Annotated in this window: 12 protein-coding genes; 8 read left to right on the forward strand and 4 right to left on the reverse strand. The window is 70.3% G+C overall.

Features of this window, described 5'->3' with window-relative positions; genetic code table 11:
- Nucleotides 1–24 precede the first annotated feature (24 nt).
- Nucleotides 25–1,107, forward strand: a complete 1,083-nt coding sequence (locus AC230_RS01080; RefSeq protein ID WP_049714027.1) for a hypothetical protein — start codon at nucleotides 25–27, stop codon at nucleotides 1,105–1,107.
- Between the two features lie 60 nt (nucleotides 1,108–1,167).
- Here the strand turns inward: AC230_RS01080 and AC230_RS01085 are convergent, their stop codons facing one another.
- The 4 genes from AC230_RS01085 to AC230_RS01100 form a co-directional block, all read right to left on the reverse strand.
- Nucleotides 1,168–2,097, reverse strand: coding sequence for an FG-GAP repeat domain-containing protein (locus AC230_RS01085; RefSeq protein WP_078870855.1), 930 nt, complete (start codon nucleotides 2,095–2,097; stop codon nucleotides 1,168–1,170).
- 38 nt (nucleotides 2,098–2,135) lie between these two features.
- Nucleotides 2,136–3,053, reverse strand: a complete 918-nt coding sequence (locus AC230_RS01090) for an FG-GAP repeat domain-containing protein (RefSeq protein WP_053160923.1) — start codon at nucleotides 3,051–3,053, stop codon at nucleotides 2,136–2,138.
- Between the two features lie 26 nt (nucleotides 3,054–3,079).
- The gene (locus AC230_RS01095; protein ID WP_049714029.1) at nucleotides 3,080–3,970 is read right to left on the reverse strand and encodes an FG-GAP repeat domain-containing protein; all 891 of its coding nucleotides are present in this window, start codon (nucleotides 3,968–3,970) and stop codon (nucleotides 3,080–3,082) included.
- Between the two features lie 104 nt (nucleotides 3,971–4,074).
- Nucleotides 4,075–8,043 carry a GH92 family glycosyl hydrolase gene (locus AC230_RS01100; protein ID WP_049714030.1) on the reverse strand — a complete coding sequence of 1,323 codons (3,969 nt, stop codon included), beginning with the start codon at nucleotides 8,041–8,043 and terminating at the stop codon, nucleotides 4,075–4,077.
- Nucleotides 8,044–8,463: 420 nt separating this feature from the next.
- On the opposite strand from AC230_RS01100, the gene ngcE reads away from it, so the two are divergent.
- From ngcE to AC230_RS01135, 7 genes are all read left to right on the forward strand, one after another.
- On the forward strand, nucleotides 8,464–9,903 hold the full coding sequence (gene ngcE, locus AC230_RS01105) for an N-acetylglucosamine/diacetylchitobiose ABC transporter substrate-binding protein (protein WP_049714031.1): 1,440 nt from the start codon (nucleotides 8,464–8,466) through the stop codon (nucleotides 9,901–9,903).
- An 11-nt stretch (nucleotides 9,904–9,914) separates the two neighbouring features.
- Entirely contained in the window at nucleotides 9,915–10,826 is a 912-nt protein-coding gene (locus AC230_RS01110; protein WP_049714032.1) for a carbohydrate ABC transporter permease, read from the forward strand.
- Entirely contained in the window at nucleotides 10,826–11,749 is a 924-nt protein-coding gene (locus tag AC230_RS01115) for a carbohydrate ABC transporter permease (protein WP_107082029.1), read from the forward strand. The genes AC230_RS01110 and AC230_RS01115 overlap by 1 nt, the downstream gene beginning before the upstream one ends.
- Before the next feature lie 375 nt (nucleotides 11,750–12,124).
- Nucleotides 12,125–13,324 carry an ROK family transcriptional regulator gene (locus AC230_RS01120; protein ID WP_049714912.1) on the forward strand — a complete coding sequence of 400 codons (1,200 nt, stop codon included), beginning with the start codon at nucleotides 12,125–12,127 and terminating at the stop codon, nucleotides 13,322–13,324.
- 165 nt (nucleotides 13,325–13,489) lie between these two features.
- Nucleotides 13,490–14,596, forward strand: a complete 1,107-nt coding sequence (locus tag AC230_RS01125; RefSeq protein WP_049714033.1) for an ABC transporter substrate-binding protein — start codon at nucleotides 13,490–13,492, stop codon at nucleotides 14,594–14,596.
- 16 nt (nucleotides 14,597–14,612) lie between these two features.
- Nucleotides 14,613–15,401: an ATP-binding cassette domain-containing protein gene (locus AC230_RS01130; RefSeq protein ID WP_078870993.1), complete on the forward strand. Its 789-nt coding sequence runs from the start codon at nucleotides 14,613–14,615 to the stop codon at nucleotides 15,399–15,401.
- Nucleotides 15,398–16,666 carry a sugar ABC transporter permease gene (locus tag AC230_RS01135; protein ID WP_049714035.1) on the forward strand — a complete coding sequence of 423 codons (1,269 nt, stop codon included), beginning with the start codon at nucleotides 15,398–15,400 and terminating at the stop codon, nucleotides 16,664–16,666. Before AC230_RS01130 ends, AC230_RS01135 begins: the two co-directional genes overlap by 4 nt.
- Nucleotides 16,667–17,079 lie beyond the last annotated feature (413 nt).

Here is a 17,079-nt window from a genome sequence, read left to right on the forward strand (position 1 = left end):
ACCGAGCGCGCGAAGCGCACCACCATGGCCGCGGCCTGTTGCGCCGTTCTCCTGACGACCGGCGCCGTCGCCTGCGGCCCCGGCGAGAAGAGCGCCGCGGAGAAGCTGGACAAGGCGTTCGACCGCCTGGGGGAGGAGAAGTCGGTCGCCCTGGACATCGCTCCGGACGCGAGCGCCGACACGATCTACACGGCGCTCAAGGACAGCGGCAAGAAGGGCAAGAAGGACGACGACTTCGGCCGCGACGACGCGGAGATCCTCGCCGGGCTGAAGCTGAGCTACGGCATCAGCTCCACCGTGCCGCTGAAGACCAAGGACAAGAAGAAGGGCGACGTCGCCCTCTCCGTCAAGGTCGCCAAGAAGGACGACGGCGCCGCGCTGTTCGAGCTGCGCAGCGTCGACAAGAAGACGTTCCTGCGCGCCGACCTCAAGGCGGTCGTCGGAATGAAGAAGGCGACGAACGCCAAGGAGCGCGAGAAGAAGCGCGAGGTCGAGGAGATGCTGCGGCGGGCGGACGGACTCCCGCCCGCGCTCGGCGCCTTCCGCGACGTCATCAAGGGCGAATGGGTCGTCCTCGACGCCAAGGACGTCGAGGAATTCCGCAAGAAGGCCGAGGAGAAGAACGGCGGCGGGAAGAAGGAGCTCGACAAGAAGACCGAGAAGCAGGTCTCCGACGCCCTCCGCAAGGCGCTCACCGAGAACTCCCGCATCAAGGAGACCGGTTCGAGGAACGGTGCCGACCACATCGAGGTCACGGTCTCCGCGCGCAAGGCGGCCAAGGACCTCAAGGAGGCGGTCAAGCCGATCGAGTCCCAGCTGAGCGCGGCGGGCAGGAGCAAGAAGCTGCCGGACCCCGACGAGGTTCCGGACCAGGACGTCGTCTTCGACGTCGCCCTGAAGGACGGCAGGCTCTCGGCCATCGGCTTCGACATGAGCCGCATGGACAAGGACGTCCACGGCAAGCTGCCCGTCTCCCTGAACTTCGGGCGCACCCCGGAGCCGGTCACCGCACCGTCGGGTGCCAAGGAGCTCAAGCTCCAGGACGTCATGGGCGCGATGATGGGGCTGGCCGCGGAGAAGAGCGGCGGCAAGAACCGCAGCGTGTAGTACCTGTGCGACGAGGGTCGCATCCCGCTCCGGCGGGGTGCGACCCTCACGCGTCGGCGGTCAGAACACCAGGCGGTACTCGTTCCAGCCGCCGCCCAGCTTGACCGGGGACTTGGCGAAGGGCGCGCCCTGCTTGCCGGTGCCCTTGAAGAGCCACAGCACGCCGCCCTTGTCGCGGGCGAGCAGGTCGCTCCTGCCGTCGCCGTCGACGTCACCGGTGGCGACGAGCAGGTTGTACTTGTTCCAGCCGCCGCTGACCTTGGAGCGGCCGGCGAAGGGCTTCTTGATGTCGCCGGTGCCCTTGTACAGCCAGAGGTCGCCCTTCTTGTCGCGGGCGACGATGTCGGTCTTCTTGTCGCCGGTGTAGTCACCGCGGCCGGTGAGGGCGGTGAACTGGCCCCAGCCGCCGCCGACCTTCTTGCGGGCCGACAGCTTGCCGATGATGTCGGCCTGGTAGACCCACAGGACACCGGACTTGTCGCGGGTCAGGAGGTCGGAGTCCTTCGACCCGCCGAGGTTGCCCGGCGAGAACATGGTGTCGTACATGCCCCACTTGCGGCCTTCGACGGACGTGTAGCCGTTGTCGGACTTGTACACCACGTCGTTGCTGTTGTGGAACATGTAGGCGCCGTCGGGGTCGCCGTACGAGGTGTGGCGCGTGGCCACCATCTTGAACGTCTTCCAGGCGTTCCGGGACTTGGCGTCGCTCTTGACCTTCTTGCGGGCCGTGAGGCCGCCCTTGCCGTTGAGCTGGTAGTAGTACAGCTGGCCGTCCTTGGCGAGGGCGTTGATCGGCAGCTGCGGTGCCGCACCGGTCGGGACGCCGAAGCCGGCGGCCCCGGCCGTCGCCCGGTGGTTCAGCTCTCCGGCCGGCGGAGCGGCCGCCGGGCCGTCCGCCAGGGCCGTGCCGGCCGTGGTGCCGACGAGGGTGACCGCGATGGCGGCGGTCACGATGCGCGAAAGGGCGCGCTTGGTCACGTAGGACTCCATGAAACGAAGTGGAGGGAAAGGTGAGGAAAGAAAAGGGATCAGTAGAGCAGGCGGAACTGGTTCCAGCCCGACCTACCGATCTTCGTGGGCGACGTGAAGGGCCTGGACGCCTTGCCGGTGCCCTTGTACAGCCACAGCGCGCCCCTGCCGTCCACGGCCAGCAGGTCGGCGTGGCCGTCCCCGTTGACGTCGCCGGTGGAGACGAGCCGGGTGTACTTGTTCCAGCCGCCGCCGATGCGCGTGCGGTCCGCGAAGGGCCTGCCGGCGTTGCCCGTGCCCTTGTAGAGCCAGAGCACGCCGCGCTTGTCGCGGGCGATGATGTCGGTCCGGTGGTCGCCGGTCAGGTCGCCGCGGCCGGTGATGGCGGTGTAGCCGTTCCAGCCGCCGCCGATCCGCTTCCGGGCGGACAGGGAGGCGTAGTCGCGCGAGGCGTTGCTGCCCTGGTGGAGCCAGAGCACGCCCTTGCCGTCGCGGACGACGAGGTCGGAACCGCCGTTGCCGCCGAGGTCGCCGGGGCTGAAGAAGGTGTTGTAACCGCCCCAGCCGCCGGCCACCTTGTTCGCGCGGCCGGCGCGGCCCTGGTAGAGGACGTCGCCGTTGGTCCGGAGCTCGTACGTGCCGTCCATGCGGCCGTCCCGGTCGTGGTCGACGTTGGCCGCCGCCTTGGTGCTCTTCCACCAGGCGCCCTTGGCGGAACCGCCCAGGCTCAGGCTGCCCTTGCCGTTGGGGACGTACCAGCGGAACTCGCCGGAGCGGGTGACGCCCTCGACGTTGACCAGCGGCGCGTCGGCGGTGGGCCGGTGCGCGGCGGCCGCCGGCGGGGCGCCGGCCGCCGCGCTCAGCGCCGCGCGCCGCGCGGAGGGGACGGAGGTGTCGGCCAGGGCCGTACCGGCCGCGGTGCCGGCGAGGGCGACGGCGGCGGCCGTGGTGACGAGGTGACGGAGGTACCGGTTCACAGAAGACTCCAGGGAGATCGGGCGGATCAGAAGACGAGGCGGTACTGGTTCCAGCCCGACTTGCCGATCTTCACCGGGGCCTTGAAGGGTGCGGCCGCCTTGCCGGTGCCCTTGTAGAGCCACAGGGCGCCGGCCTTGTCGCGGGCGAGCAGGTCGCTCCTGCCGTCGCCGTCCACGTCACCGCTGGAGAAGAGGTCGTTGTACTTGCCCCAGCCGCCGCCGATCCGCGTACGCTCCGCGAACGGCTTCTTGCCGTTGCCCGTGCCCTTGTAGAGCCAGAGGACGCCCTTCATGTCCTGGGCGACGATGTCCGTCCTGCCGTCACCGCTGAGGTCGCCGCGGCCCGCGAACCGGACGTACTGGCCGAACTCCTTGGCCGTGCCGACCTGCTGCTTGCCCGCGATGTCACCGTTGAACTTCGTGGTGAAGAGCCACAGCGTCCCCTTGGGGCCGGTGGCCAGGAGGTCGCCCTCCTTGGAGCCCGCGAGGTTGCCCGGCGAGAGGATGTGGTCGTACGTGAACTTCCGCACGACCGTGCGGTCCTTGCCCGTGATGCCGTGCCACTTGAGGTCGCCGTTCTTCGCGACGAAGTAGTCGGCGTCGTGGACGCCGTCGGCGTCGCGGTCGACCTGGGCGGCGTAGAGGGCGTCCATGTCGCCGAAGGGACCGACGCGCGGGCTGAGGCCGCCCTTGCCGTCGGGGGTGTAGACGTAGAACTTGTCCGCCTTGGTGACGGCGCCGATCGCGAACACCGGCGCGGCGGCCGTCGGCTTCTTCTTGGCGGCGACCTGGACGCTGCCGAACTGCGCGCCCGTGCCGTGTGCCGAAGCCGTACCCGCGGCCATCCCCCCGGCCAGGGCCACGGCGGCAGCGGCGGTGACGAGGCGCGACAGAGCGCGCCCGGATATACGAGCCATCAGGGCTCCCCCCAAACAAAGAAAAAAGAACCAACTGTGGTGCCCTTCGCGACGAAGCTCGTCACGAAGGGCACCACAGGATCATCACGATTTTTACACGACTCTCAGGACGCCAACTCCCCCTGGGGTCCACCCAACAGCTCGACCTCGGCCAGAGCGGCCTCGCCGCCGACGACTCTGAGCCGGTAGTGGCGGTACGTCACGGGGGAGCGCAGGGAGAACACCCGGGTCTGGCGGTCCCAGGTGAAGGACTCCCCCGAACGGCGATCGGCCGCCGTCCACTCCCGGCCGTCGTCCGAACCCTCCAGGACCCAGCCGCGCGGGGCCCTGGTGCGGTCCGAGGAGGTCAGGGTGTACGAGGCGACCCGCGCGCCGGGCTGCGGCTCCAGTGACGCCGTGGTGAAGGCGGCGTCCGTGCGGGAGGTGTTGTCGGTGAGGGCGGAGCCGTCGGGGACGGTGACGTCCGACGGCGGGGAGGGGATCCCGTCGCCGCGGGTGACCGACGTCGGCCCGGCGTCCTGGCCGGTGGCCCAGCGCGAGGGCGCGGGGCCCATGTCGAACTCCAGGGTCGCGCCGGCCGCGACCACCGAGTGCGGCAGGGCGGTGGAGTCCCACGGCTTGCCGTTGACCCGCAGGCCCTGCACGTAGACGTTGCGGGCGCTGTTGCGCGGGGCCTTGACCACCAGGTCGCGGCCGTTCTCCAGGTGCACGGTGGCCCTGGTGAACAGCGGCGATCCGACGGCGTACTCGCCCTGGCCCATCACCAGCGGGTAGAAGCCGAGGGCCGAGAAGACGTACCAGGCGGACATCTCGCCGTTGTCCTCGTCGCCGGGGTAGCCCTGGCCGATCTCGCTGCCGAGGTAGAGCCGGGAGAGCACCTCGCGGACCTTCTCCTGGGTCTTCCACGGCTGCCCCGCCGCGTCGTAGAGGTAGGCGATGTGGTGCGAGGGCTGGTTGCTGTGGCCGTACATGCCCATGCGGACGTCGCGGGCCTCCGTCATCTCGTGGATGACCCCGTCGTAGGAGCCGGCGAACTCCGGATCGCCGGTCTCCTGGGTGGCGAAGTACGCGTCGAGCTTGCGCGCCAGGCCGTCCCTGCCGCCGTAGAGGTTGGCGAGACCGCGGGTGTCCTGGGGCGCGGTGAAGGCGAAGTTCCAGCCGTTGGTCTCGGTGTAGTCGTGGCCCCAGACCCGAGGGTCGTACGCCTCGGGCGAGCGCCGCCACGAGCCGTCCTCGTTGCGGCCCTGGAAGAAGCCGACGCGCCGGTCGAAGAGCCGGACGTAGTTGCGGGCGCGGCCGAGGAAGTACTCCGACTCCTCGCGGTAGCGCTCCTTGTGCGTCCTCTCGTACAGCGAGCGGCCCATGCGGGCCAGGCCGAAGTCGTTGAGGTAGCCGTCCAGCGCCCACGACATGCCCTCGTGGGTGCGCGTGCTCGTCCAGCCGAGGAAGACGGAGGTGTCCATGCCCTTGCGGCCGGTGCCCGGGTCGGTCGGGGCGACCGTCGCGTTCTTGAGCGCGGCCTCGTAAGCGGCCTCGGCGTCGAAGCGGACGCCCTTCATGTGGGCGTCGGCGAAGGCGATGTCGGAACTCGTGCCCGTCATCAGGTCCGCATAGCCGGGGGAGGACCAGCGCGAGACCCAGCCGCCGTCCTTGTACTGCTGGACGAAGCCGTCCACGAGCTTCCCCGCCTGCCGGGGGGCGAGCAGGGAGTAGGCGGGCCAGGTGGTGCGGTAGGTGTCCCAGAAGCCGTTGTTGACGTACACCTCGCCGTCGACGACGCGCGCGCCCGTGCGGGTGGGGGTGGAATCGCCGGTCGGCGGGGAGAAGGGGCTGGCGTAGCGGGGGCGGGGCCGGGCCGGCGTCCCGGTGTTCTCGAAGCCGGAGTTGGGATAGAGGAAGAGCCGGTAGAGGCCGGAGTAGAGCGTGGTGAGCTGGTCCTTGGTCGCGCCCTCGACCTCGACGCGGCGCAGCAGCGCGTCCCACGCGTCCCGCGCCCGGTCGTGGACGCGGGAGTACGGGGTGCCGGCCGGGATCTCCTGCTCCAGGTTGGCGCGGGCCTGGTCGGTGCCGATGAGGGAGGTCGCGATCCGCAGGGTGACGGTGCGGTCCTTGCCGGGCCGGAAGCGCAGATAGCCGGTGACGTCGCTGTGGTCGCCCGCGCCGCCGCGGCGGAGCGCGCCGCCGCCGGTGACGGGGGTGTCGAAGACGCCGTGGACGAAGAGCCGTCCCGCCCCCGCCGACAGGCCGCTCCGCACGTCGGACCAGGCCGTGAACGTCCCGTGCGCCGTGTCGATCCGCAGCCCGCCATGGTTGTTGACGTTGTCAAGGATCACGCTGGCGTTTTCACCGGGAAAGGTGAACCGCATCATCGCGGCGTGGTCGGTGGGCACGATGTCCGCCCGCAGCCCGTTGTCGAAGGTGACGCCGTAATGGTGCGGCGTGGCGGTCTCGCGCGTGTGGTGGAAGGGGAGGGCGCGGGCGGTGCGGGAGGCGTCGGGGGTGCCGGGGGCGACCGAGGGCATCACCTGGAAGGTCTGCCGGTCGCCCATCCACGGGCTCGGTTCATGACTGGCGGAGAAGGCCTGGAGTGTGGGGAGGTTGTCCGCGTTGTTGGTGGAGGCGTACTGGTAGATCCAGGCTGTGGAGCCCGCGTCGGTCACCGGCGTCCAGAAGTTGAAGCCATGGGGGACGGCGGTCGCGGGAAAGGTGTTGCCGCGTGAGAAGGACGGTCCGGAGAGCGTGCCGCGGGTGGTCAGCACCCGGTCGGCCGGATGGGCGGGGACGGGCTCCTCGGGGGCGGGCCCCAGGGAGATGTCGTCGATCCAGCCGCGGAAGGGCGCCGGGCCGGAGGGGGCGTCGTAGGCGACGAGGACGCGCGCCACGGTCCTGCCCGCGGCGACGGCTCCGATCGACGCCTCCTTGTTGTTCCACTGGTTGACGTAGAGGGTCTTGGAGTCCGCCTGGCCCCGGGGGGTGAGCGGTGCCCCGTGCTGGTCGCGCGCGCCCAGATCGCTGAGGTAGGTGCCGTCGGTGAAGGCGAGGTCGAGGGAGACGTGGGTGGCGGGGTAGCGCGGATCGCGCTCGGTCATGGCCGGAAAGATCTTGTACGCCAGCCGGGTCCGGGGGGTGACCCGGACGTCGACGGCGAAGACCTTGTTGTACGCGTAGGCGCGGCCACGGGTGTCGTGGGTGCCCGCGTAGCGCAGGGCGTGCCGGCCCGTGAAGCCCGCGCGCACCTTGGCCGTGGGGGAGGCGGACGGGCCGTTGTCGGGATAGGTGCGCATGCCCTTCGGTGGCGGCGGCCCGCTGTCCGCCGTGGCGAGCTGCACCTCGGCGAGCTGGGTGGCGCCGGCACCGCCGTTGCGCGTCACGTCGAGCCGGAAGTGCCGGTAGGCGGTGCGGGTCGCGAGGGTGAACTGCCGTGTCTGGTAGCGCTTTTCGAAGGTCTCGTCCTCCCTCGTGTCGACGACGCTCCAGCGCCGGCCGTCGGCCGAGCCCTTGAGCACCCAGGCGCGCGGGTCACGGGCGGGGACGTCGTTCGCGGAGGTCAGCGCGTACCGCACCGCGGTGACCGGCTCGGCGAGCGTGAACTCCACCCAGGGCGTGCGCTGGAAGGTGAGCCACTTGGTGGTGTTCTCGCCGTCGACGAGGTTCTCCTTCACCTCCCCGCCCTCGGTGTTCTCGCCGCTCGCCCGCACCGCGGTCACCTTGTCCGTGACATTGCCCGGGATGCCCTGGCCGTCGCCGCCGCCGACACCCGAGGAGCGCGGGGTGCCGTCGCGGCCCCTCTCCGCGGTGTCGCGCCAGTCGGGGCGCGGGTCACCGGCCTCGAAGGAGGACGAGAACCGGTCCCGCGGCGCCCGCCGTTCCGCCGCCCGCTCCCCGGAGGCCGCCCCGTGGGAATCCCGCCCCGGGGACGCCTGCCGTGCCTGCGCCCGCTCCGCGGCCCGCCCGCCCGGTGCCGCGAGCGCACCGCCGGGCCCGATCTGAGGGACCGTCACCAGTATGGCGGCCACCAGGAGGGCCGCGGAACGGCCGGGTGCCCGCAGGCGACGTCTGAGTCTCTGTCTCATCCCTTGCCTCTCAGAAGGCGTCCAGATGGCTTCCAGAAGGCTGACAACGTTGTCGCCCGGGTCGCGCTCTGTTAAGTAGGACGTGAGGCACCAGTGGTGTCAAGGCTTCCGGGGGGTTTCCGGGGGTGGTGTCGCCGGATGTCGAAGAGGTCTCAACTCGGGAAAGACTGACGGCCAATGCCGCTTCCGATCTTGCCCAGTTGGTGCGAAGTGGACTATACCTGTCGGCGTCCGGGGCGACTGCGCGTCGCCGTGGCGGACCGGGGGAGGACGCCGCCGGCACATCCTGGCCCTTCTCCGGCGCACACCCAGCACGCCCAGCACTTCAACTGACCCGCGGTGTCGGGCCCTTCGGCGAGCCGACTGCACAAGGGGAGACCGCCACACCGCCTGAGTCCTGGAGAAGGCGAGGACTTGAGCATGGGATCCACCTCGGAATTCAGCCGGCGCGACCTCATCAAACGGGCCGCGGCCGCGGGTCTGCTCGCGATGCCCGCGATGGGCGTGCTCAGCGCCTGCGCCACGGGGAGCGACGGCGACGACAAGACCCCGGACGCGGGCAAGGGCGGCAAGCCCGGCGGGCTCAGGCCGCTGAACGTCAACGGCTCCACGCCGCTCGACGTCGTCATCTTCGACGGCGGCTTCGGCCAGCAGTACGCCAAGGACGCCGAGGCCGAGTACAAGAAGGCGTACCCCAAGGCCGACATCAAGCACACCGGCACCCAGGACATCGCCCCCCAGATCCAGCCCCGCTTCAACGGCGGCACCCCGCCGGACGTCATCGACAACTCCGGTGCCAAACAGATGGACTTGGGTACCCTCGTCGGCCTCAAGCAGCTCACCGACCTCAACGCCCTGCTGGACGCGCCCTCCTTGGACGACCCGAAGAAGAAGGTGCGCGACACCCTGCGGCCCGGTGTCGTGGAGATGGGCAAGTTCGACGGCGAGGAGGTCTGGGTCCTCTACTACGCCTACACCGTCTACGGCGTGTGGTACTCGCGGACCAATCTCGCCAAGCTCGACGCCCAGTACCCCGAGACCTGGGACGAGATGCTCAAGGTCTGCGAGAAGGCCAAGAAGAAGGGCATCGCCGGCTGGACCTACGCGGGCCAGCACCCCTACTACATCCCGTTCAGCCTCTACCCGTTCATCGCCAAGATCGGCGGCGTCGAGGTCATGGACCGGATCGACAACCTGGAGCCCGACGCCTGGAAACACCCGGCCGTCAAGGCCGCCTTCGAGGCCTACTACGAGCTCTACCGCAAGGGCTACATCCTCCAGGGCACCCCCGGCCTCGACCACATCCAGTCCCAGACCGCCTGGAACCAGGGCAAGGCGCTCTTCATCCCCAACGGCTCCTGGGTGGAGAACGAGGCCAAGCGGATGACGCCCCCCGACTTCCAGATGGCCGTCGGCGCCCCCTCCAGCCTCGACCGCAACGACAAGCTGCCGTTCGGCACCCTCTGGGCCGCCGGCGGCGAGCCGTTCATCGTCCCGAAGAACGCCAAGAACCCGCAGGGCGGCATGGAGTTGCTGCGCATCATGCTCGGCAGGAAGTCCACCCAGAACTTCATCAAGGCGGTCTCCTCGCTCACCTCCCTCAACGGCGGCACCGAGGGCCTCACCCTGCCCCCCGGCCTCGCCTCCTCCCAGCAGGCCCTGACCAAGGCGGGAAAGAACGTCGTCAACCCCCGCCTCCAGGACTGGTACGTCACCCTCCAGAAGGAGAAGATCGGCAAGGCCGCCCTGGGCGAGATGATGGCCGGCCGGCTCACCCCCGACGAGGCCATCAAGAAGATCCAGAAATTCACCGACGAGACCCGCAACGACGACTCCGTCAAGAAGTACCGGCACAAGTGAGGAACCGGTAGATGCAGCACGGCAAATACCGCTTCATCGCCGGATTCCTGCTGATCCCGCTGGCGGTGTACGGCGTCTTCGTCATCTCGCCGTTCGTCCAGGCCATTTACTACTCGTTCACCAACTGGTCGGGGCTGAGCTCGAAGTTCGAGGTGACCGGGCTCAGGAACTACCGACGGCTGTGGAACGACGAGCTGTTCTGGAAGGCGCTGGGCCACAATCTCCTGCTGCTCGTCCTGCTGCCGCTGGTGACGCTCGGGCTCGGGCTGTTCTTCGCGTCCATGCTCAACGTCGGCGGGCGCCGGCGGAGGAACGCGCCGGTGGCGGGCGTGCGGGGCTCGTCCGTCTACAAGATCGTGTACTTCTTCCCGCAGGTCCTTTCCATCGCGATCGTCGCGCTGCTGTTCAAGTTCGCCTACAACCCCAACAGCGGTGCCCTGAACTCGTTTCTCGACGCCGTCGGCCTGCCCTGGCGGCCCGAGTGGCTGGGCGATCCGGACCTCGCGCTGTGGTGCGTCATGGCCGTCATGGTCTGGAGCAACGTCGGCTTCTACGTCGTCCTGTTCTCGGCGGGCATGAGCGCGATCCCGAAGGACTTCTACGAGGCCGCCCTGCTCGACGGGGCGAGCCGCTTCCAGACGTTCTTCCGCATCACCCTGCCGCTGCTGTGGGACACGGTCCAGACAGGCTGGGTCTACATGGGCATCATGGCGCTCGACGGCTTCGCGGTCGTCCAGATCATGATGGACGGGCCCGGCCCCGACTACTCCACCGAACTCCTCACCTACTACCTCTACACCAAGGCGTTCAACGACGGGCAGGCCGGATACGCGACCGCCCTCGGCGTCGCGCTGCTGATCGTCACCCTGCTCTTCGCGGGGGTCGTGATGAAGCTCGGCCGGCGCGAGCGGCTGGAGTTCTGATGCCGCCGCGCGTTCCCGTCCGCACGTCCGTCCGTACCGCACCCGGGGGTGGCACCGTGACCGCGCAAGCCGAGCCGTCGGACCGGCGGGGGACCGAGGGCGGCGTCCTCAACGTCTTCTCCCACGGCATCCTCCTCATCTGGGGACTGATGGTCACCCTGCCGCTCCTCTGGGCGGTGATGAGCGCCTTCAAGACCGACAAGGAGATCTTCACCTCGCCCTGGGCCCTGCCGAAGGCCCTGCACGTCGACGCGTGGGGGCGCGCCTGGTCCGAGGCGCACATGAGCCAGTACTTCCTCAACTCGCTCGTCGTGGTGGCGGGTTCGCTGGCGGGGACGATGCTCCTGGGATCGATGGCTGCCTATGTGCTGGCGCGCTTCGACTTCCCCGGCAACCGCTTCGTCTACTTCCTCTTCGTCGGCGGGATGAGCTTTCCGATCATCCTGGCGCTGGTGCCGCTGTTCTTCGTGATGAAGAACATGCAGCTGCTGAACACCTACCACGGGCTGATCCTCGTCTACATCGCCTACTCGCTCCCCTTCACGGTCTTCTTCCTCACCGGCTTCTTCCGCACGCTGCCGACGTCGGTCGCGGAGGCGGCGCTGATCGACGGGGCGTCGCACACGCGGACGTTCTTCCAGGTCATGCTGCCCATGGCCAAGCCGGGGCTGATCAGCGTCGGCATCTTCAACTTCCTCGGGCAGTGGAACCAGTACCTGCTCCCCGCCGTGCTCAACATCGGCGACGAGAACAAGAAGCTGCTCCCCCAGGGCCTCGTCGCCCTCGCCGCCAGCCAGCGGTACAAGGGGGACTGGTCCGGGCTCTTCGCCGGCCTGGTGATGGCCATGCTGCCGGTGCTGGCGGCGTACATCGTCTTCCAGCGCCAGGTGCAGGCGGGGCTGACGGCGGGGGCGCTGAAGTAGGAGGGGGCGGGGCGCTTGGGGTTTTGCGTCTTGTTGTAGGGGGGCGGGTGGTCTCGCCCCGGCCCCGCCCTTTCACCGTTTCCTGGGGGCGCAGCCCGTTCACCCTGTGGAGCTGTCGCCCCACGCCCGGCGGCCCGCCACCCCGGACACCCACCGCCCGCCGCCCCCGCCGGCGGCCACTTCCCTCCCTCTTCCTCCCGCCCCCGCACCCCCACCCCACAGAGCGCCGTCCCCCGGCCGCTCGCTGGGTGGGGTCGCGCTGAGGGCGGAATTCGGCCCTTGACGCCCCTGCCGGCTCGCCCTGAGCTTAGAGTTCATATGTTGTACGGACACCGCACGCCGGCGACGAGGCAGGCGAGGTAGGAGCGAATGAGCGTGGAGACTCCGGGGTCGCAGTCATCGCTGCACCGGGCCAACCTGGAGCGGGTCGTGCGCGCGGTGCGCAGGGCGGGGGCGCTCACCCAGGCGGAGATCGCCCGTGCCACGGGGCTCTCGGCGGCCACTGTCTCCAACATCGTCCGGGAGCTGAAGGACAGCGGCACGGTGGAGGTGACCCCCACCTCCTCGGGCGGGCGCCGGGCCCGGAGCGTCTCGCTGTCGGGCGACGCCGGCATCGTCGTCGGGGTGGACTTCGGCCACACCCACCTCCGTGTCGCCGTCGGGAACCTCGCGCACCAGGTGCTGGCCGAGGAGGCCGAGCCGCTCGACGTGGACGCGTCCGCGGCCCAGGGGCTGGAGCGGGCGGAGCGGCTCGTCAAGTCGCTGATCGCGCGCGAGAGCATCGACGCCGGCAAGATCGTCGGAGTGGGGCTGGGCGTGCCCGGCCCGATCGACGTCGGGTCGGGGGTGCTCGGTTCGACGGCGATCCTGCCGGGCTGGGCCGGCACCAATCCGCGCGACGAGCTCGCCGCCCGCCTCGACGTGCCCGTCCACGTCGACAACGACGCCAACCTCGGTGCGCTCGGCGAGCTGGTCTGGGGCGCCGGGCGCGGCGTCGGCGACCTGGCGTACATCAAGGTCGCCAGTGGCGTCGGGGCCGGTCTGGTGATCAACGGCCAGATCTACCGGGGGCCGGGCGGCACCGCCGGGGAGATCGGGCACATCACGCTGGACGAGTCCGGCCCCGTCTGCCGCTGCGGCAACCGCGGTTGCCTGGAGACGTTCACGGCCCACCGCTACGTCCTGCCCCTGCTGCACTCGGCGCACGGTCCGGACCTGACCGCGCCCCGCATGGTCCGCCTCGCCCGGGACGGCGACGCGGGCTGCCGGCGGGTGATCGCGGACGTCGGCCGGCACATCGGCAGCGGCGTCGCCAGCCTCTGCAACCTCCTCAACCCCAGCCGCGTCGTTCTCGGCGGCGATCTCGCGGACGCCGGCGAGCTCGTCCTCGGGCCCATCCGCGAGTCCGTCGGACGGTACGCGATCCCCAGCGCCGCACGGCAGTTGGAGATCGTGCCCGGGGCGCTGGGCGGACGCGCCGAGGTGCTCGGCGCCCTGGCGCTCGTCCTCAGCGAGATGGGCGACTCCACCCTGCTCGACGGAACGCCGCCCGGGGACACGCCCGGGACGCTCTGAGGCCCGGACGCCCGCTCGGGACACAACAGTTGAGTTCACGCAGGTAACGGATGGCATCGTTGCCATCTCGTTAAGGGTTTACTTCTTGACGCTCTCTGACCGGCCGAGTTGACTGCCGCTCACCTCGGCCGCAACGGCGCGGCCATGTCAGGGAGGTACCGTCACGTGAACACGCATCTGCGCCGCGCCGCGGTGGTCGTGGCGGCCGTCTCGACGGCCGTCGGGCTGGCCGCCTGCGGCAAGGCCAAGGAGGCCGGCGGCGGCCACCGCACGAAGGACGCCAAGGCCGCGCTGACCGTGGGCCTGCTCCTGCCCGAGAACCAGACCGCCCGCTACGAGCGCTTCGACAAGCCGCTGATCGAGCAGAAGATCAGGGAACTCGCGGGCACCGACACCACCGTCCTCTACGAGAACGCCAAGCAGGACGCCTCGCTCCAGCAGCAGCAGGTCGACACGATGATCACCAAGCGGGTGGACGTGCTGATCGTCGACGCCGTGGACGCCAAGTCGATAGCGAGCTCGGTGAAGAAGGCGGACGACAAGGGCATTCCCGTCGTCGCCTACGACCGGCTCGCCGAGGGCCCGGTGAGCGCCTACACCTCGGTCGACAACGAGCGGGTGGGCAGGATCCAGGGGGAGTCCCTGCTCAAGGAGCTGGGCGACAACGCCGGCAAGGGCGAGATCGTCATGATGAACGGCTCCGTCACCGACCCCAACGCCAAGATGTACAAGGACGGCGCCCACTCCGTCCTCGACGGCAAGGTGCGGATCGGCAAGGAGTACGACACCAAGGAGTGGAAGCCGGAGAACGCCAACGAGAACATGAAGGGCGCCATCTCCTCGCTCGGCAAGGACAGGATCGTCGGCGTCTACTCCGCCAACGACGGCATGGCGGGCGGCATCATCACCGCCCTCAAGAGCGCCGGCTTCGACAGACTGCCGCCCGTCACCGGGCAGGACGCCGAGCTCTCCGCCGTCCAACGGATCCTCGCCGGCGAGCAGTTCATGAGCGTCTACAAGCCCTACCGGCCCGAGGCCGACGCCGTCGCCACCCTCGCGGTGACCCTCGCCCGCGGCAAGAAGCTCGACAACGTTGCCAGAACCACCGTCGACAGCGGCACCCGCAAGAAGATCCCGGCCGTCATCGTCGACCCCTTCGCCCTCACCAAGGCCGACATCGCCCAGTACGTCGGCAAGCCGGGCTTCTTCACCCTCGACGAGATCTGCACCGCCAAGTACAAGGCGGACTGCGACAAGGCCGGCCTCAAGTAGGCGCACGGCGAAGGAGCTGATCCACATGTCCGCTGCGCCCGTACTGGCGTTGCGCGGGATCTCCAAGCGGTTCGGCGCCGTCCAGGCGCTCACCGACGTGGACCTGGAGATCCGTTCCGGCGAGGTGGTCGCCCTGGTCGGCGACAACGGCGCCGGCAAGTCCACCCTCGTCAAGGCCATCGCGGGCGTCGGCCCGGCCGACGACGGCGTCATCGAGTGGGAGGGACGGCGCGTCACCATCGACCGCCCGCACACCGCCCAGGAGCTCGGCATCGCCACCGTCTACCAGGACCTCGCGCTCTGCGACAACCTCGACGTCGTCGGCAACCTCTTCCTCGGCCGCGAGATCGCCCGCGCCGGGGTGCTCGACGAGGTCGAGATGGAGCGGCGCGCCCGCGAGCTGCTCTCGACGCTCTCCATCCGCATCCCCAGCGTGCGGATCCCGGTCGCCGCGCTCTCCGGCGGGCAGCGGCAGACCGTCGCCATCGCCCGCTCGCTGCTCGGCGAGCCCAAGGTCGTCATCCTCGACGAGCCCACCGCGGCGCTGGGCGTCGAGCAGACCGCGCAGGTCCTCGACCTCGTCGAGCGGCTGCGCGAGCGCGGCCTCGGGGTGATCCTCATCAGCCACAACATGGCCGACGTGAAGGCCGTCGCCGACCGGGTCGCCGTGCTGCGGCTCGGCCGCAACAACGGCGTCTTCGAGGTGCGCGCCACCACCCAGGAGGAGATCGTCTCCGCCATCACCGGTGCCACCGACAACGCCGTCACCCGCCGCCAGGCCCGTACCGCGGAGGACCGGACGTGACCACCGACCTGTCGAAGACCGCCCCCGAGGGGCCGGCCGCCGTTCCGCCCCCGGCCGACCCTCGGCTCCTCGTCCGCCAGGAGGGGTTCGCCGGCTACTGGAACGAATTCCTCCGCAAGCTGCGCAGCGGTGAGCTGGGCTCGCTGCCCGTCGTCGTCGGGCTGATCGCCATCTGCCTGGTCTTCCAGCTCCAGGACTCGGCCTTCCTCGGCGCGGAGAACCTCTCCAACCTCTTCGTCACCGCCACCGGCACCGGGCTGATCGCCGTCGGCATCGTCTTCGTGCTCATCCTCGGCGAGATCGACCTCTCCGTCGGCTCGGTCAGCGGCCTGGCCGCCGCGGTCTTCGCCGTGCTCAACGTCGGCCACGGCATGCCGGAGTGGCTCGCGCTGGTCCTGGCCGTGCTCTCCGGGACGGTCGCCGGGATCCTCCACGGCTTCTTCTTCGCCCGGATCGGCGTGCCCGCGTTCGTCGTCACGCTCGCCGGGCTGCTGGGCTGGAACGGGCTGATGCTCCAGGTGCTGGGCTCCAACGGCACCATCAACCTGGACGACTCCGGGCTGGTCGCCGCCCTCACCAACCACTACTTCGAGGACATCGCCTGGGCCAACGGCCTCGCGACCGCCGTCGTGGCCGCCTACTTCCTCGTCTCCTGGCGCGACGGGCGGCGCCGGGCGGCGGCCGGGGTGCCGGCGCGGCCGCTCGCGGAAACGGTCCTGCGGACGGGGGCGCTCGCGCTGCCCGCCTACGCCGTGGCCTGGCTCTTCAACCAGTACAAGGGCCTCCCGCTGGCCGTCGTCGTCTTCCTCGGCGTCGTCGTCGCCCTCGACCTGGTGCTCCGCCGCACCCGCTACGGCCGCAAGGTCTTCGCCCTCGGCGGCGGCGTCGAGGCCGCCCGGCGCGCGGGCATCGACGTCGCGGCCGTCCGCATCTCCGTCTTCGCGCTCTCCGGAACGATGGCGGCCCTCGGCGGGATGTTCCTCGCCTCGCAGATCAACGCCGCGAACCAGTCCTCCGGCGCCGGGAGCCTCCTCATGAACGCGATCGCCGCGGCGGTGATCGGCGGCACGAGCCTCTTCGGGGGGCGCGGCAAGACGTGGTCCGCGCTGCTGGGGGTGCTCGTGATCCAGTCGATCGCGTCCGGGATGGCGTTGCTGGGGATCGCGTCGGCGGTGCAGTACATGATCACGGGGGCTGTGCTGCTGGCGGCGGTGGTGATTGATTCTTTGTCGCGGCGGACGCGGCGGACGGCGGGGCGGGTTTAGGGGGTTTCCGCGGGGGCGAGCCCCCCGGGGCCTTGCTCCTGGGGGCTCGCCCCCCTGGGCCTTGGCCCCGGGTCTTGGCCCCGGGCCGGGGGGAGCTTCTGGGCTTCGCCCCCGGGGGCGGTTCGGGGTGCTCCCGGGGGAGCCCGCTTCTCGTGGCACCTCGTCGTGCTTCGTCGGGCCGCCGTCGTTGGGGGAGGCCTGTCCCCAACCCCGCCCTTTCACCGTTTCTTGCGCGCTGCCGCGCGGGGGGGGGGCGGGGGCGTCGCGGCTTCGCCGCGGGGGCACCCATGGGGCCTTCGGGGTGGCACCCCAGGCGTGCCCCCAGGACGGGCTGGTCTACGCGCCCCGGGCGCGTAGACCGCCCGTCTGGCGTTGCGCTGCCCGTCTGGCGTTGCGCTGCCCGTCTGGCGTTG

It is taken from the genome of Streptomyces caatingaensis, assembly GCF_001187435.1.
Taxonomy (GTDB): domain Bacteria; phylum Actinomycetota; class Actinomycetes; order Streptomycetales; family Streptomycetaceae; genus Streptomyces; species Streptomyces caatingaensis.

What these genes read in the sequence shown, in the direction of transcription:
- AC230_RS01080 (WP_049714027.1), top strand. Translation starts at nt 25, where the DNA reads ATGGCCGCGGCCTGTTGCGCCGTTCTCCTGACGACCGGCGCCGTCGCC.
- AC230_RS01110 (WP_049714032.1), top strand. Translation starts at nt 9,915, where the DNA reads ATGCAGCACGGCAAATACCGCTTCATCGCCGGATTCCTGCTGATCCCG.
- AC230_RS01095 (WP_049714029.1), bottom strand. Translation starts at nt 3,970, where the DNA reads ATGGCTCGTATATCCGGGCGCGCTCTGTCGCGCCTCGTCACCGCCGCT.
- AC230_RS01085 (WP_078870855.1), bottom strand. Translation starts at nt 2,097, where the DNA reads ATGGAGTCCTACGTGACCAAGCGCGCCCTTTCGCGCATCGTGACCGCC.
- AC230_RS01115 (WP_107082029.1), top strand. Translation starts at nt 10,826, where the DNA reads ATGCCGCCGCGCGTTCCCGTCCGCACGTCCGTCCGTACCGCACCCGGG.
- AC230_RS01100 (WP_049714030.1), bottom strand. Translation starts at nt 8,043, where the DNA reads ATGAGACAGAGACTCAGACGTCGCCTGCGGGCACCCGGCCGTTCCGCG.
- ngcE (WP_049714031.1), top strand. Translation starts at nt 8,464, where the DNA reads ATGGGATCCACCTCGGAATTCAGCCGGCGCGACCTCATCAAACGGGCC.